This is a genomic window from Bradyrhizobium sp. IC3195, assembly GCF_020193585.1.
Classification (GTDB): Bacteria; Pseudomonadota; Alphaproteobacteria; order Rhizobiales; family Xanthobacteraceae; genus Bradyrhizobium; species Bradyrhizobium yuanmingense.
In genome coordinates this window covers 81,369-97,958 of the sequence record NZ_JADYVG010000023.1, presented here as the reverse complement: position 1 = coordinate 97,958, position 16,590 = coordinate 81,369, and the positions used below count along the sequence as shown (strand labels likewise).

Genomic DNA, 16,590 nt, shown 5'->3' with positions numbered 1-16,590 from the left:
GGATGAGCGGAGGGTTAATGCCGGTTGCGAGTTCTCACGTCCCGCGCGGCTTCGCCCGCCTTGTCGGCACGGCGCTCGCGGGATCGTCGGGCCAGGGGTGACGCGGGTAGCGGCCGCGCAGGTCGGAGCGGACGGCGGCGTAGCTGCCGCGCCAGAAGCCGGGCAGATCGCGCGTCACCTGCACCGGACGCTGGGCCGGCGACAGCAATTCCAGCACCAGCGGCACCTTGCCGGCGGCGATCGAGGGATGGGTGTTGAGGCCGAACAATTCCTGCAGCCGCACCGCGATGGTCGGTCCCTGCTCGGCCTCGTAGTCGATCGCGAGCATAGTGCCGGTCGGCGCCTCGAAATGCGTCGGCGCCTCGCGGTCGAGCCGCGTGCGCATCTCCCAGGGCAAGAGCGCCATCAGGGCGTCGGAGAGATCGCCCGCGGAGATGTCCTTGAGCGCGATCTTGTCGGAGAGCGCCGGCACCAGCCAGTCGTCGCGCCGCGCGATCAGACCGTCGTCGGACAAATCGGGCCAGCTGTCGCCCTCGGCCTTGCGCAGGAACATCACGCGATCACGCCATTGCTTGGCGGCTTTCGACCAGGGCAGCCGGTCGAGGCCCGCGGCGATCAGGCCATCTGCGAAGATGCGCGCGGTGTCCTCCGAGGGCGATACTGAAAGCGTCGCCTCGGAAAGCGTGATCGCGTGCAGCACGCGCTTGCGCCGCGCCCGCAGCGCCATCGCGCCGCGATCGAACGAGATCTCGTCGGCGGTCTCGATATGCTCGGCGAAATGCCGCTCGATCTCGTCCTCGGTGATTTGCGCGGCGAGCAAGATGCGACCGCTCGCCGCCGTCCCCGTCATCTCACCGATCGCGATGTAGGGCGCACGGGCGAGCGAGGAGGTCTGCTCGACAGAGGCGCCGCGGCCGTTGGCCAGCACGAAGCTGCCATTCCCGCGATTGCGCGCGACGCGGTCCGGGAACGCATAGGCGAGCATCAGGCCGGTCGAGAGATCCTCCTGCTGCGCCACCTTCTCCGACGCCGCGACCTGCGAAGCCCAGCGGTGCGCGAGATCGCGCGCGCTTGCCGCGCGTGGTGAGCGGTCGCGGCGGAACTGGTCGCGGCGGTGCTCGAGATCGACGCTGTCGCCGCCAAGGCCGCGCTCGGTGATGATGGCCGCGATCTCGGCCGCGGCCTCGCCCTCGCCGGCGCGATGCGAATCCACGATCATGCGTGCCAGCCGAGGCGGCAGCGCCAGCGCACGCAAGCTCTTGCCTTCGGCGGTGATGCGGCCGTCGCCGTCGAGCGCGTTGAGCTCGCTCAGCAGGCTCTTGGCTTCCTTCCAGGCCGGCTGCGGCGGCGGATCGAGGAACGATAGAGCCGCGGGATCGCTGACGCCCCATTGCGCCAGATCGAGCACCAGCGAGGACAGATCGGCGCTGAGGATTTCCGGCTGCGTGTAGGGCGCGAGCGAGGTGGTCTGCGGCTCGTCCCAGAGCCGGTAGCAGACGCCGGGCTCAGTGCGGCCGGCACGGCCGCGGCGCTGGTCCACCGCCGCGCGCGAGGCGCGCACGGTCTCGAGCCGCGTCAGGCCGATATCGGGCTCGTAGCGCGGCACGCGGGCAAGACCGCTATCGACGACGATGCGCACGCCCTCGATGGTGAGCGAGGTCTCCGCGATCGAGGTCGCCAGCACCACCTTGCGCGTGCCTCTGGGAGCCGGCGCGATGGCGCGGTCCTGCACGGCAGCATCGAGCGCGCCGAACAGCGGCACGATCTCGACGGAGGCGTCCTGCACGCGCTCGGAGAGGAAATTCTGCGTGCGGCGGATCTCGGCGGCACCCGGCAGGAAGGCCAGCACCGAGCCGCTATCGGCGCGCAGCCCAGATGCGATCGCATCCGCCATCTGCCGTTCGATCGGTGCATCCGCCTTGCGGCCGAGATAGCGTGTCTCGACCGGAAACGCACGGCCCTCGCTCTCGACGACGGGGGCATCGCCGAGCAGCCTTGCCACCCGCGCACCGTCGAGCGTCGCCGACATCACCAGGATACGCAAATCCTCGCGCAAGCCGGTTTGCGCATCACGCGCCAGCGCGAGGCCCATGTCGGCGTCGAGCGAGCGCTCATGAAATTCGTCGAACAGGATCGCGGCAACGCCTGTTAGTTCGGGATCGTCGAGGATCTGGCGGGTGAAGATGCCCTCGGTCACCACCTCGATGCGTGTGGCGCGCGAGATCTTCGAGCCGAAGCGGACGCGATAGCCGACGGTTTCGCCGGCGCGCTCGCCGAGCGATTTGGCCATGCGGTCGGCGCTGGCACGCGCAGCGATGCGGCGCGGCTCCAGCACGATGATCTTCTTGTCCTTGGCCCAGGGCGCATCGAGCAAGGCCAGCGGCACGCGCGTGGTCTTGCCGGCGCCGGGAGGGGCCACCAGCACTGCGGCGTTGCTGGCCTCCAGCGTACGCGACAAATCGTCGAGCACGGCATCGATCGGGAGGGGCGTGTCGAAGCTGCGGGGCAAGATCCATCCACTCGTCATGCCCGGGCTTGTCCGGGGCATCCACGTCCTCGACCAGAAAACAGACGTGGATGGCCGGGACAAGCCCGGCCATGACGAATTTATGTGGAGCTGGGAACGATCAGCCCTGCACTGGCGGACGACCGACGCTCTCGTAGACGAAGCCGGCGGCTTCCATGTCTTCGGGGCGGTAGATGTTGCGGAGGTCGACGACGACCGGCTGCGCCATGGTCGCCTTCAACCGGTCGAGATCGAGCGCGCGGAACTGGACCCATTCGGTGACGATGACGAGCGCGTCGGCGCCTTGCGCGCAGGCATAGGCGTCCTCGCAATAGGTGATATCGGGCAATTCGCCCTTGGCCTGCTCCATGCCGACGGGATCGAACGCCTTCACCTTCGCGCCCATGTCGATCAGGCCTGTTACCAGCGGGATCGACGGCGCATCGCGCATGTCGTCGGTGTCGGGCTTGAAGGTGAGGCCGAGCACCGCAACGGTCTTGCCGCGCAGATTGCCGCCGAGCGCCTGGCTCACCTTGCGCGCCATCGCGCGCTTGCGGTTCTCGTTGACCGCCAGCACCGATTCGACGATGCGCAAGGAGACGTCGTAGTCCTGCGCGATCTTGATCAGAGCCTTCGTGTCCTTCGGGAAGCACGAGCCGCCGAAGCCGGGACCGGCATGCAGGAATTTCGTGCCGATGCGGTTGTCGAGCCCGATGCCGCGCGCGACCTCCTGAACGTTGGCGCCGGCCTTCTCGGACAGATCGGCGATCTCGTTGATGAAGGTGATCTTGGTCGCCAGGAACGCGTTGGCGGCGTATTTGATCATCTCGGCGGTGCGGCGCGCGGTGAACATCAGCGGCGCCTGGTTCAGCGACAGCGGACGGTAGATGTCGCCCATCACCTTGCGGCCGCGCTCGTCGGAGGTGCCGACCACGATGCGATCCGGGAATTTGAAATCGCGGATCGCCGCACCCTCGCGCAGGAACTCGGGGTTCGAGGCGACAACCACATCGGCCGACGGATTGGCTTCGCGGATGATGCGCTCGACCTCGTCGCCGGTGCCGACCGGCACGGTCGATTTCGTCACCACCACGGTGAAGCCCTGCAGCGACTGCGCGATCTCTTTCGCGGCGGCGTAGACGTAAGACAGGTCGGCGTGTCCGTCGCCGCGGCGCGAGGGCGTGCCGACCGCGATGAACACGGCATCGGCATCGGCGACCGGCTGCTTCAGGTCGGTGGTGAAGTCGAGCCGCTTGGCTTTCACATTGTTCGCGACCAGCTCGTCGAGGCCAGGCTCGTAGATCGGGATCTCGCCGCGATGGAGTGCCGCGATCTTCCTCTCGTCCTTGTCGACGCAGGTGACGTCGTGGCCGAAATCCGCAAAGCAGGCGCCGGACACCAATCCCACATAGCCCGTGCCGATCATCGCAATTCGCATGAAAAATCCTGTTCCAGCTTGGTTAACGGACGTCCAACTCAGCCCAATCCGGGGCGGTTTAGCATTTTCCCGAGGCCATGGAACAGTCCGCATGCAAAAACCGGCCCGCGATTTGAACCGGTAAAGAAGTCGGAAACTACTGCGCTCCAAACTGCCCCAGGCCCGCACAGGCACGGGCGGAACGCGCCTCGAAAAGGGACACCATGGCACGATCAGGCACAATCGCGGCGGCCAGCCCTTCCACGGCCGCTTCGGGCGCGCGTATCGACTGGGTCGACTACGCCAAGGGCATCTGCATCGTCATGGTGGTGATGATGCATTCGGTGCTGGGGGTGGAGCTTGCCGCCGGGCAGACCGGGTTCATGCACGTGCTCGTAGCCTTCGCAAAGCCGTTCCGGATGCCGGATTTCTTCCTGATTTCGGGCTTGTTCCTGTCTCTGGTGATCGATCGGGACTGGCGAACCTATCTCGACCGCAAGGTGGTGCATTTCGCCTATTTTTATGTCGTCTGGGTGACAATCCAATTCGGCTTCAAGGCCCCGGCCTTTGCGGCCGAGACCAGCTGGCAGCATGTTGGCCTGCTGTATCTCGAATCCTTCATCGAGCCGTTCGGCACGCTGTGGTTCATCTATCTGTTGCCGGTCTTCTTCGTCGTCACGAAACTGACACGCAAGGTCCCATCGCTCGCGGTCTGGCTCGTCGCCGCCGCGCTGGAGACCGCGCACATCACGACCGGCTGGACCGCCATCGACGAGTTCTGCGCACGCTTCGTCTATTTCTATTCGGGCTATTTGTTCGCGCCCTACGTGTTCGCCCTGTCGGATCAGGCGCGGAAGCATCCGGCGCTGGCGCTTGCAGCGCTCGCTGCCTGGGCGCTGATCAATGCCGGCCTCGTCGCAGCGGGCGCCAGCGAGTGGGCGATCGTCTCGCTCGCGCTCGGCTTCGCCGGCGCCTGCGCCATCATCGCGGCGGGCACGCTGCTCGCGCGGGCGCACTGGCTCAACTTCCTCCGCTTCTGCGGCGAGCATTCGATCGTGATCTATCTCGCCTTCTTCCTGCCGATGGCGGCGACGCGAACGCTGCTGCTGCGCACCGGCGTCATCCCTGATATCGGCACGGTGTCGCTGCTCGTTACCGTCGCTGGCGTGCTCGGATCGCTTGTGATCTGGCAGGTCGCGCTCCGCCTCAATGCGCGCTTCCTGTTCGAGCGGCCCGATGCGTTCTGGATCGCGCCGAGGAAGGCGGGCGCGCGGTTGCAGGCAGCGGAGTAGCTGCCCTCTCGGTGTCGTCGCCCGGCTCGACCGGGCGACCCAGTACGCCGAGAGCATTGATTGAGCCGAGAAGCCGCGGCGTACTGGATTCCCCGCTTGCCGCCTACGCTAGAGCTTCGGCGTGCCCAAGACCGAGACCTCGGCGAAGCCTTGGCATAGCCGGGTCGCGGGGAATGACAGCGGGGATTAGTCGCGCTACCGGCCCAAAAATCCGCCTCCCAAGGCTGTCAAAGTCCGCAAAAATTCATACATTGCGGCCATGCCCAAGACATCTCCGAAGACCACCGCCAAAGCTGACACCAAGGCCGCGCCGAAAGCTGCCGCAGAGACCAAGCCCGCTGTTGCCAAGGCTGCTGCCAAACCGGTCGCGGCAAAGGCGGCCGGAAAGGGCGACCACGTCTTCCTGGTCGATGGTTCCTCCTACATCTTCCGCGCCTATCACGCGCTGCCGCCGCTGAACCGCAAATCCGACGGGCTCCAGGTCAACGCCGTGCTCGGCTTCTGCAACATGCTGTGGAAGCTGCTCCGCGAGATGCCCGAGGACAATCGGCCGACGCATCTGGCCATCATCTTCGATAAGTCGGAGATCACCTTCCGCAACAAGATCTATCCGGACTACAAGGCGCACCGGCCGCCGGCCCCCGACGATCTCATTCCGCAATTCGCGCTGATCCGCGAAGCCGTGCGCGCCTTCGACCTGCCCTGCCTGGAACAGATCGGCTTCGAGGCCGACGATCTCATCGCGACCTATGTGCGCCAAGCCTGCGAGCGCGGCGCCAGCGCCACCATCGTGTCGTCCGATAAGGACCTGATGCAGCTCGTCACCGATTGCGTCACGATGTACGACACCATGAAGGACCGCCGCATCGGCATATCAGAGGTGATCGAGAAGTTCGGCGTGCCGCCGAACAAGGTGGTCGAGGTGCAGGCGCTCGCGGGCGATTCCACCGACAACGTGCCGGGCGTACCCGGCATCGGCATCAAGACCGCGGCGCAGCTGATCACCGAATATGGCGATCTCGACCAATTGCTGTTCCGCGCCGGCGAGATCAAGCAGCCCAAGCGGCGCGAGGCGCTGCTCGAGAATGCGGAGAAGGCGCGCATCTCGCGGCAACTCGTGCTGCTCGACGACAAGGTCGAGTTGGAGGTGCCGCTGGACGACCTCGCCGTCCACGAGCCCGACGCGCGCAAGCTGATCGCCTTCCTCAAGGCGATGGAGTTCACGACGCTGACGCGGCGCGTCGCCGAATATGCGCAGATCGATCCTGCCAATGTCGATGCCGATCCCGGCTACGCCAGCGGCGCCAGCGTGTTCACGACGCTGCCGCCTTCGGACGTCGTGCCCACACCAGGCACGGGAACTCCGGCGCCAGCCCGGCCGAACCAGCCCAACAAATCGGCAGGCAAGGAGGACAAGGCTGCGAGCCCGAAGGGTGCGCCGATCTCGCTCGCCGTCGCGCGCGAAGAGGCGCTGCGCAAGCTTCCTGTCGATCGCGGCAAATACCAGACCATCAAGACGCTGAAGGAGCTCGACGCCTTCATTGCGCGCATCCATGACGCCGGCCATGTCGCGATCGAGACGAGAGCGAGCTCGATCGATCCGATGCAGGCCGATCTCTGCGGCATCGCGCTGGCGCTGGCGCCGAACGAGGCCTGCTACGTGCCGCTGGCGCACAAGCAATCCGGCGGCGGCGCCGGCCTGTTCGATGCCGGCCTCGCGCCGGACCAGGTCAAGCATGACGACGCGCTGCAAGCGCTGCGGCCGGTGCTGGAATCGACGGGCATCCTCAAGATCGGCTTCGACGTCAAGTTCACGGCCGTGATGCTGGCGCAGCACGGCATCACCCTGCGCAACATCGACGATGCGCTGCTGATCTCCTACGTGCTCGATGCCGGCCGCGGCTCGCATGCGCTCGAATCGTTGTCGGAGCGCTGGTTCGGCCATGCCATGCTGAAGGACAGCGAGCTGCTCGGCAGCGGCAAGGGCAAGATCACCTTCGACCAGGTGCCGATCGACAAGGCCGCACCGCTGTCAGCCGAAGGCGTCGACATCGCGTTGCGGGTGTGGCGCGTGCTGAAGCCGCGCCTGGTTTCCGAGCACATGAGTGCGGTCTACGAGACGCTGGAGCGGCCGCTGGTCTCCGTGCTTGCGCGTATGGAGCGGCGCGGCATCTCGATCGATCGCCAGGTGCTGTCGCGTCTGTCCGGCGACTTCGCCCAGACCGCAGCGCGCGTCGAGGCCGAGATCCAGGAGATCGCGGGCGAGCCGGTCAATGTCGGCAGCCCCAAGCAGATCGGCGACATCCTGTTCGGTAAGATGGGATTGCCTGGCGGCACCAAGACCAAGACCGGCGCGTGGTCGACCACCGCACAGGTGCTCGACGAGCTCGCCGAGCAGGGCCACGACTTCCCGAAGAAGATTCTGGAGTGGCGCCAGGTCTCCAAGCTGAAATCGACCTACACCGACGCGCTGCCGACCTACGTCAACCCGCAGACCCACCGCGTGCACACCACCTACGCGCTGGCTGCGACCACGACGGGGCGCTTGTCGTCGAACGAGCCGAACCTGCAGAACATTCCGGTGCGTACCGAGGACGGCCGCAAGATCCGCCGCGCCTTCATCGCCACGCCCGGGCACAAGCTGGTCTCGGCCGATTATTCACAGATCGAGCTGCGGCTGCTGGCCGAGATCGCCGATATTCCGGTGCTGAAGCAGGCGTTCCGCGATGGGCTCGACATTCACGCCATGACCGCGTCGGAAATGTTCGGTGTGCCGATCAAGGCCATGCCGAGCGAGATCCGCCGCCGCGCGAAAGCGATCAATTTCGGCATCATCTACGGCATCTCCGCCTTCGGCCTCGCCAACCAGCTCGGCATCGCGCGCGAGGAAGCCTCCGCCTACATCAAGAAGTATTTCGAACGGTTCCCCGGCATCCGCGCCTATATGGACGAGACGCGCGATTTCTGCCGCAACCACGGCTACGTCACCACGCTGTTCGGCCGCAAGTGCCACTACCCCGACATCAAGGCTTCGAATGCCTCGGTGCGCGCCTTCAACGAGCGCGCCGCGATCAACGCGCGGCTTCAGGGCACCGCCGCCGACATCATCCGCCGCGCCATGACCCGCGTGGAGGATGCGCTGGCCGCGAGGAAGCTGTCGGCGCAGATGCTGCTCCAGGTGCACGACGAATTGATCTTCGAGGTGCCGGACGACGAGGTCGAGGCAACGCTCCCCGTCGTGCAGAAGGTGATGCAGGATGCGCCGTTCCCGGCCGTGCTGCTCTCGGTGCCGCTGCATGTCGACGCCCGCGCCGCGAACAATTGGGACGAGGCGCATTAGCGCACTTCCTTACCTCTCCCCGCTTGCGGGGAGAGGTCGGATCGCCCTTCCGATCCGGGTGAGGGGGTGCAGGTCTATCGACGACCGCCCGTGTGGAGAAAGCCCCTCACCCCAACCCTCTCAGGGCGAGCGAAGCTCGTCCCGGCCCCGTAAGAACCGGGGCGAGGGAGCACACCGGCGCAAGACCTCGATTGTCCTCCGATCAATTGCGCGATGGCCGCGCGATCCCGCGCGTATTAGAACCTTTGCATCTCCCGCACCGGTTCAACCATGCCCCACACCTCCGCCTTGCTCGGCTTCGCCCTCGTCAGCCTCGGCCTCGTGCTCACGCCGGGACCGAACATGATCTACCTGATCTCGCGCTCGATCACGCAAGGCGGCGCGGCCGGCATCGTCTCGCTCGGCGGCGTGGCGCTCGGCTTCGTGTTCTACATGCTGTGCGCGGCGTTCGGTATCACGGCGCTGTTGCTCGCCATTCCTTTCGCCTATGACGCGCTGCGCTTTGCCGGTGCCGGCTATTTGCTGTGGCTCGCCTGCCAGGCGGTGAAGCCGGGCGGACGCTCGCCGTTCCAGGTGAGGAAGCTCGCGGTCGACAGCCCGCGCAAATTGTTCGTGATGGGCTTCATCACCAACCTGCTCAACCCGAAGATCGCGATGCTGTATCTGGCGCTGCTGCCGCAATTCATCGATCCCGCGGCGGGCAGCGTGCTGACGCAGTCTGTGGTGCTGGGCGCGATCCAGATCGCGATCAGCGTCAGCGTCAACGCGATGATCGCGCTCGCCGCCGGATCGATCGCGCTGTTCCTGGTGAACCGGCCGAGCTGGATGCTGGTGCAACGCTGGCTGATGGGCACCGTGCTGGCCGGGCTCGCGGTGCGGATGGCGGTAGAAGCGAAGAGGGTGTGAAGAAGCTCAATCCAGCTTCGCCTCCATCCCCCGCTTCACGGCCGGGCGCGCCATCAGGGCCTCGTACCAGCGCTTGACGTTGGGGAAGTCGGCCAGATCAACCTTGTGGCGAGGATGGCGCCAAGCCCAGCCCAGGATGGCAAAATCGGCAACCGAGAGCTCGCCGGCGACGAAGTCGTGCCCCTCGAGGCGGCGGTCGAGCACACCATAGAGCCGGCGCGTCTCGGCCATGAAGCGCTTCAGGCCGTAGGCCCGGTCCTGCTCGTTCTCGAGTGCGATGAAATGGTGTACCTGGCCGGGCATCGGGCCGAAGCCGCCCATCTGCCACATCAGCCATTCGTAGACCGGAATGCGTTGGATAAGCGATTTCGGCAGGAATTTGCCGGTCTTTTCGCCGAGATAGAGCAGGATCGCGCCGGATTCGAAGATGCTGACGGGCTTGCCCTCAGGCCCCTCGGGGTCGACGATCGCGGGGATCTTGTTGTTGGGCGAGAGCTTGAGGAACTCGGGCGCCATCTGCTCGCCCTTGGTGATGTTCACCGGGATCACCTTATAGGGCAGCCCCATCTCCTCCAGCGCGACCGAGATCTTGCGGCCGTTCGGCGTGTTCCAGGTATAGAGCTCGATGGTCATTCCGTGTCCTTCCCCAAGAGGCGTGCCCGAAGGCTTGCCCCCTCACCTACTCCAGAAGGTTGCGCCCTCACAACCTTTGGGCCGGGATGGCCGATCCCTGTTGACGGGAGACGCCCCCTCTGGAATGTCGCGTCGGTCGCGGATAAATTCCGCCCCCACCAAAAACGCCGTTTGAGGGACCGCCGTGTCGAAATCCGCCTCCCGCGCCCGCCTGTTCGAGATCATCCGCCGGCGCTCATTCGGCCGCGGCGAGGTGACGCTCGCGTCGGGCCGCAAGAGCGATTTCTACTTCAACCTCAAGCCGACCATGCTCGACCCCGAGGGCGCAACGCTGCTCGCCGAGCTGACTTACGAGGCGCTCAAGGACGACCAGCTCGATTTTATCGGCGGGCTCGAGATGGGCGCGGTGCCGCTCGCCGGCGCGCTGGCGCAGATCTCCTGGATCAAGGGGCATCCGATCGCGGCCTTCTTCGTGCGCAAGAAGCCGAAGGAGCACGGCGCGAAGCTCGCGATCGAGGGCCTGCCCAAGGGCGAGACGCTGGCGGGCAAGCGCGTCGTGATCGTCGAGGACGTCACCACCACGGGCGGCTCGGCGATGAAGGCGGTGGAATCGGTGCGCGAGGCCGGGGCCAATGTCGTGCTGGTGCTGACCATGGTCGATCGCGAGGAAGGCGCCACCGACACGTTCGGTGCGGCTGGCCTGCCGTTCCGCTCGCTGTACAAGGCGTCGGAATTCTTGAAGGGGTGAAGTGGCGGAAATTTCTCCGCCGTCGTGCCTCAATGTGTCCCGGTAGCAACCACCCGTCCAAAGCTGCGCCCGGCCTTAAAGAGGCCACCGCCTCGTCTTGAAACCGCCTACGCTCAACTGCTCATTTACCATCCCGCTTTATGGTGAATCGTGTGCTGAGATCGCTCGGTCCCAGCCGATTCAGTAGCGTCGGGTGGAGTAAGCATTGCGTACAGTCATGTCCCATGCGCGCCGGCGGCGTCGCGCTTCGCTTGTGGCCGCCATGCTGGCAGCGCCGCTGCTGGCGGCGCCGACCTCGGTTGCAGCCGAAGGCCTGTTCGATTTCCTCTTCGGCGGAATGCAGCAGCGGCCGCAGCGCGAGGTGCCGCCGGCGAACTCCCACGTCGATCCCTTCAGCAGCCAGCAGAATGGCGCCACGCCGCAATATGTGCCGCCGACCCGCTCGGCCGCGGCCGGTGGCTCGGGACCGGCCTTCTGCGTACGCAGTTGCGACGGGAAATACTTTCCGCTGATGCGCGGTCTCGTCTCACCCGCGCAGATGTGTCAGGCGTTCTGTCCTGCCAGCGCGACCAAGGTCTATTTCGGCTCGTCGATCGACGGTGCCTATTCACAGACCGGCGAGCGCTATGCCGACAGCGAGAACGCGTTCGCCTACCGCAAGGCGCTGCGCGCCGACTGCACCTGCAACGGCCGTGAACCCGTCGGTCTTGCCCCGGTCGACCTTGCGCTGGATTCCTCCCTGAAGGCCGGCGACGTGATCGCCACCAGCGACGGCCTCGTCGCCTATACCGGCGTCCGCGTCGGCAACGACCAGGCTGCGGACTTCACCCCGGTTGCCTCCTATCCCGGCCTCACCGCGCAGGTTCGAGCGCGGCTCGGCGAGATGAAGGTGGCGCCGGTGCGCGCCGAGACGGTGTCGGCAGATGCGCCAGCGTCAAACGAGATCGTGCGCGAGCCGCTGCCGGACGTGACAGTGCCGAAGACCGCCGCGAAGCCGGCGAAGCGGGCGGGGTTGGAGTAAGCCTCACCTGTAACCACACCGTCATTGCGAGCGTAGCGAAGCAATGACGGAATTTGCGGCACTACCTCCCGATGATCACGCCGATCACATTCGGCGCCGCCAGATATTTCTCCTCGATCGCGGCGCGCGCGGAGGCGCGGTTCTCCGGCGTCAGGAGGCCGCGCTTCTCGGCCAGGATCATCCAGCAGAAGCCCCACCAATCGGTCAGCATGCCCTGATCGCCGACGAGGTCATAGCCCTGCTCCGCCGCGAAGATGCGCGCATGCGCTTCGTCCAGCGTGTCGAGAAACAGATGATCCTCGGACGAGAACAGATCGTCGCTGACATCGTCGATGGTGTAGCCCCAGATCGACTGGCACACCGCGTTGAACTCGCGGTCGAACTGGTCGTCATCGACCCTCTGGCGCCGCGCGGCCTGATGCAGCCGTGACAGCGAGCGCGCGAAATCGGCGATCCGGGTGAGGGCAAACTGGTCGAAGGCAATGGTGGACATGTAGTCCTCGCAAAGTCGGACAGACGCTAGATATTGTATCGGCGAGGCGCCGAATCACAATGATATATCAAAGACTTGCTAAAGTGTTCTTAATTTGTTCTGGGCGCGCGTGGAATCGAAAGGGGCCGCCCGAGGCGACCCCTTTGCCGGTTGCAATCTTGTTCGGGATGAAATCCAGCCCCGGCAAGCGCGGACGTTAATACCGACAGCGGGCTTTGCGCGATTCCGGAAAAATACCGGTCGTAGTGCTGTCCTAATGCAGCCGGCGCCTCAATGGCAGCGCGAGGCCGCAATGGCGTGGACGCGGCGGTCGCCGAGGAGATGGGCGACAAAGCCATTCGCCGGAAAGATCTTTGCGAAGGCTGGATCGCGGACGCTGAGGCCCCCCGCGTAAGCACCGAATGCCGGCATCACCGCCCGCATCCCGTCGCTGGCGAAGCAGCGGCGCTCCATCGAGCGGCCACGCGCCGAGACACGCGCCTTCGGATGCAGATGGCCGGCGATCTCGCCGTGGGCGCCGGTCGGCTCGTGGCGGAAGGTGATCGGGCCGATTGCGACTTCGTCCGCGATGGTGCCGCCAAGATCGCGCGGCAGCATGGGGTCGTGATTGCCGGAAATCCAGATCCAGTCGCGGCCGGTCTGGAGTGCGGCCAAGGCGTCGCGGTCCTCGGCGGACAGGCGCTCATGCGCGCTGCGGTCGTGAAAACTGTCGCCGAGCGCGATGACCACTCGCGGATCATGGCGGGAGATGACAGCAGCGAGCCGGCCGAGCGTCGCAATGGTATCGTAAGGCGGCAGCAGGACGCCGCGCGTGGCGAAGCTCGAGCCTTTCTCGAGATGCAGGTCGGAGACGACGAGCAGGCGCTGCTCGTCCCAGAACAGCGCGCCGGAGAGATCGGCCGCAAAGGTCACATCGCTGATCGTGACTCTGGAAACGCGCATGTCCTCGACATCTCCCGAAATCAGCGCGCCTGCCGTCACGTCTTACCCGCTTCGATCCATCGCCTCTTTGACGAGCTCGTCGGCGGCTTCCGCCAAAAGCTCGTCTGCAGCTTCGCCATAAACTGACTCGCGGCCGATTTCCAGCATCACGGGCACGGCGAGTGGGGAGACGCGGTCGAGTTCCCGGTGCGTGATGCGGCCGTGGATGCGCATCAGCATGTCGCCGAGCCGGCGCAAATCGAGCAGGCCGGTGGCGGCATCGGCGCGCGCAGCGCGGAGCAGGACGTGATCGGCCTGGTGCTTGCGCAACACGTCGTAGACGAGATCGGTCGAGAACAGCACCTGACGGCGGCTCTTCTCCTCCCCGGTGTGGCGGCGCGCGATCAGGCCGGAGATGATGGCGCAGTTGCGGAAGGTTCGCTTCATCAGCGCGGATTCGGCGAGCCAGGCTTCGAGATCATCGCCGAGCATGTCAGGATCGAACAGCGCGTTGAGGTCGATCCGCCCATCGCGGATCATGAAGGAGAGATCACCGAGCCCCCAGATCGCCACGGCATATTCATTGGCGACGAAGCCGAGCGGACGCGCGCGAGCGCGCTCCAGCCGGCGCGTCAGCAGCATGCCCAAGGTCTGATGCGCGAGACGGCCCTCGAAGGGGTAGCAAACGAGATAATGCTTGTTGGCCCGCGGAAAGCTCTCGACCAGCAGCTCGCGGACCGCCGGCACTCTGCTGACATCCTTCTGCAGCGACAGCCAGTCGCGCACCTGCTCCGGCAAGCCGCCCCAGGCGCGGCCATCATCGAGCAGGCGGCGCACGCGCTCGGCGAGATAGGTCGAAAGCGGAAACTTGCCGCCCATGTAGGACGGCACCTTCGGGTCCTTGTCATGCGCGCGCGAGACATAGACCTGGTCCTCGACCAGGGTCTCGTAGCGCACCACTTCGCCCGAGAACACGAATGTGTCGCCGGGGGAGAGGCCCTCGATGAAGGCTTCCTCGATCTCGCCGAGCAGTCGGCCGCCGCGTGCGATCACGCCTGTGGATCCTGCACCGCTGTCGCGCGAACGCACCAGCCGCACCTTCAGCATGTCGTCCTCGACGATGGTGCCGACATTCATGCGGTAGCTCTGCCGCACCTTGGGATTGGCGACGCGCCAGCGTCCCTCCTTGTCCTGCTTGATGCGAGCAAAGCGCTCATAGGTCTTCAGCGCATAGCCGCCGGAGGCGACGAAATCGACGACGTCGTCGAAATGCTGCCGCGACAGGCTTGCGTAGGGCGCGGCGGTGCGAACCTCGCCATAGAGCTCGTCGCTGAAGAACGGCTCGCCACAGGCACAGCCCAGAACATGCTGAGCCAGCACGTCGAGCGCGCCAGTGCGCAAGGGCGGCGTATCCTGCGCATTCTCGGCGATGGCGTCGATGGCGACGCGGCACTCCAGCACTTCAAAACGGTTGGCGGGCACCAGCACCGCGCGGGAAGCCTCGTCGAGGCGGTGATTGGCGCGGCCGATGCGCTGCATCAGACGCGAGGAGCCTTTTGGCGCGCCGATATTGACGACGAGATCGACGTCACCCCAGTCGACGCCGAGGTCGAGCGAGGAGGTGCAGACCACGCCGCGCAGCCGGCCCGCCGACATGGCGTCTTCGACCTTGCGGCGCTGGGCGACGTCGAGCGAGCCGTGATGCAGCGCGATGGCAAGGCCATCGTCGTTCATGCTCCAGAGATTCTGGAACAGCATCTCGGCCTGGCTGCGGGTGTTGACGAAGACCAGCGTGGTCTTGTTGGCCTTGATCAGCTCGTAGATTTCAGGGAGCGCGTGACGCGCGCTGTGACCGGCCCAGGGCAGCCGCTCGCGCGTATCGAGCATCTCGACCACGGGCGGCGCGGCGCCGCCGGCGACGACGATGTCGGCTGCCCGCTCCTTGCCGTCGGGCTGCGGCACCAGGAAGCGCGCGAGCTGCTCTGGCTCGGCTACGGTCGCGGACAAGCCGATCGCGCGCATCTGCGGCGCGAGGCGCCACAATCGCGCCAGCCCGAGGGAGAGCAGATCGCCCCGCTTGGACGTGACCAGCGCGTGCAGCTCGTCGAGCACGATGCGCTTGAGAGAGGAAAACAGGAACGGTGCGTCGTCGGAGGAGAGCAGCAGCGCGAGCTGCTCGGGCGTCGTCAGCAACACGTCGGGCGGATAGCGCCGCTGCCGCTGACGGCGCGACACCGGCGTATCGCCGGTGCGGGTCTCGACCTTGATGGGCAAGTCCATCTCGGCGATCGGACGCTCAAGGTTGCGCGCGATGTCGACGGCGAGCGCCTTGAGCGGCGAGATGTAGAGGGTGTGCAGGCCGCCGCTGCGCTGCACGCTCCGGCCGGTGGAGACGAGGTTCTTCTTCGCACCCGCGTCGCGTGTCAGCGGCTGCGTCGACAGCTCGACCAGCGTCGGCAGAAATCCGGCCAGCGTCTTGCCGGCGCCGGTCGGCGCAATCAGGAGAGCGGACCGGTCCTCGCGCGCCTTCTCCAGCAGCGCCAATTGATGCGCGCGCGGCGACCAGCCGCGGGCTGCGAACCAGGCCCGAAAGCGATCCGGCAGCAGGGCGGCCGGCTCGGTCGATGTCTGGAGGAGACGGGGCGGCACGGCATGACAGGTAAGCCGTAGGGATGGCTTCGTCGAGGGGGGCTATGGCCTGCGACAGGGCGATCGCACACGCGCTGTCCATTTGAGGCACGATAGACTCGACATCGTCATGGCCGGGCTTGTCCCGGCCATCCACGTCTTACCCGCGGCACGAAGAACGTGGATGCCCGGGACAAGCCCGGGCATGACGACCGCTTGTGAGGTCCAAATTTCGGTCCTCTCCTCGCCTGCGCGACGAGGGCCAGCGCTCTCACGCCCCGGCCGGGACCTCATCGAGAAATCCGGTCACGCTTCTGATCCGGCCGTCCTTCAGCACGGCGAAATCGGTGCCCTTGATCGGGCTGTCGGCGCCGTCAGGGCCAAGTCCCCACGAGAAGCGGATGTGATCGCCGTAGCCGTTGGGCTCGCCGATCAGCTTGAATGTGAAATCGGGAAAGCGCTGCTGCACACCTGCGATCAGCGCCTCGATGCCGTCCTGGCCGTCGCCCTTCATCACGGGGTCGACGTAGCTCGCATCCGTCGTCCAGCTTTCGCTCAGCAGCTCGCGGCGGCGGCCGGCGGTGCGCTCGTTCCAGAGCTCGATGTAGCGACGGGCGATGGTGACGGGGTCGGTCATGGTTCTCTCCTTCGATGGCGCCGTGTTGTCCGGCTGACCGTGACTATC

12 protein-coding genes are annotated in these 16,590 nt (G+C 66.0%); 5 read left to right on the top strand and 7 right to left on the bottom strand.

Annotated elements, in window-relative coordinates; translation table 11 throughout:
* Window positions 1–34 precede the first annotated feature (34 nt).
* Both hrpB and I6F09_RS31060 read right to left on the bottom strand, forming a co-directional pair.
* The gene (gene hrpB, locus I6F09_RS31065) at window positions 35–2,509 is read right to left on the bottom strand and encodes an ATP-dependent helicase HrpB (protein WP_225189774.1); all 2,475 of its coding nucleotides are present in this window, start codon (window positions 2,507–2,509) and stop codon (window positions 35–37) included.
* A gap of 118 nt (window positions 2,510–2,627) precedes the next feature.
* Window positions 2,628–3,944: a UDP-glucose/GDP-mannose dehydrogenase family protein gene (locus tag I6F09_RS31060; protein ID WP_225127013.1), complete on the bottom strand. Its 1,317-nt coding sequence runs from the start codon at window positions 3,942–3,944 to the stop codon at window positions 2,628–2,630.
* A gap of 203 nt (window positions 3,945–4,147) precedes the next feature.
* On the opposite strand from I6F09_RS31060, the gene I6F09_RS31055 reads away from it, so the two are divergent.
* The 3 genes from I6F09_RS31055 to I6F09_RS31045 all read left to right on the top strand — a co-directional run bounded on the left by I6F09_RS31055 (window position 4,148) and on the right by I6F09_RS31045 (window position 9,461).
* A complete protein-coding gene (locus I6F09_RS31055) occupies window positions 4,148–5,215 on the top strand; it encodes an acyltransferase family protein (RefSeq protein WP_225140971.1) in 1,068 nt (355 codons plus the stop codon).
* Between the two features lie 259 nt (window positions 5,216–5,474).
* Complete coding sequence (gene polA, locus I6F09_RS31050) at window positions 5,475–8,555, top strand: DNA polymerase I (RefSeq protein ID WP_225189773.1); 3,081 nt, start codon at window positions 5,475–5,477, stop codon at window positions 8,553–8,555.
* Window positions 8,556–8,825: 270 nt separating this feature from the next.
* Entirely contained in the window at window positions 8,826–9,461 is a 636-nt protein-coding gene (locus I6F09_RS31045) for a LysE family translocator (protein WP_225189772.1), read from the top strand.
* A 6-nt stretch (window positions 9,462–9,467) separates the two neighbouring features.
* On the opposite strand, the gene I6F09_RS31040 is transcribed toward I6F09_RS31045, so the two are convergent.
* Window positions 9,468–10,094, bottom strand: a complete 627-nt coding sequence (locus I6F09_RS31040; RefSeq protein WP_036014128.1) for a glutathione binding-like protein — start codon at window positions 10,092–10,094, stop codon at window positions 9,468–9,470.
* 184 nt (window positions 10,095–10,278) lie between these two features.
* Between I6F09_RS31040 and pyrE the strand changes: the two genes are divergently transcribed.
* Both pyrE and I6F09_RS31030 read left to right on the top strand, forming a co-directional pair.
* Entirely contained in the window at window positions 10,279–10,842 is a 564-nt protein-coding gene (gene pyrE / locus I6F09_RS31035) for an orotate phosphoribosyltransferase (RefSeq protein ID WP_036014130.1), read from the top strand.
* Window positions 10,843–11,059: 217 nt separating this feature from the next.
* Window positions 11,060–11,863 (top strand): DUF2865 domain-containing protein, encoded by an 804-nt coding sequence (locus tag I6F09_RS31030; protein WP_036014132.1) that lies wholly within the window; start codon window positions 11,060–11,062, stop codon window positions 11,861–11,863.
* A gap of 61 nt (window positions 11,864–11,924) precedes the next feature.
* Here I6F09_RS31030 and I6F09_RS31025 read toward each other — a convergent pair whose 3' ends face one another.
* The 4 genes from I6F09_RS31025 to I6F09_RS31010 all read right to left on the bottom strand — a co-directional run bounded on the left by I6F09_RS31025 (window position 11,925) and on the right by I6F09_RS31010 (window position 16,542).
* Complete coding sequence (locus I6F09_RS31025) at window positions 11,925–12,356, bottom strand: hypothetical protein (protein WP_036026470.1); 432 nt, start codon at window positions 12,354–12,356, stop codon at window positions 11,925–11,927.
* 270 nt (window positions 12,357–12,626) lie between these two features.
* The gene (gene pdeM / locus I6F09_RS31020; RefSeq protein WP_050995974.1) at window positions 12,627–13,298 is read right to left on the bottom strand and encodes a ligase-associated DNA damage response endonuclease PdeM; all 672 of its coding nucleotides are present in this window, start codon (window positions 13,296–13,298) and stop codon (window positions 12,627–12,629) included.
* 42 nt (window positions 13,299–13,340) lie between these two features.
* Complete coding sequence (locus I6F09_RS31015; protein ID WP_225189771.1) at window positions 13,341–15,926, bottom strand: ligase-associated DNA damage response DEXH box helicase; 2,586 nt, start codon at window positions 15,924–15,926, stop codon at window positions 13,341–13,343.
* A gap of 250 nt (window positions 15,927–16,176) precedes the next feature.
* Window positions 16,177–16,542: a nuclear transport factor 2 family protein gene (locus tag I6F09_RS31010; protein WP_225189770.1), complete on the bottom strand. Its 366-nt coding sequence runs from the start codon at window positions 16,540–16,542 to the stop codon at window positions 16,177–16,179.
* Window positions 16,543–16,590 lie beyond the last annotated feature (48 nt).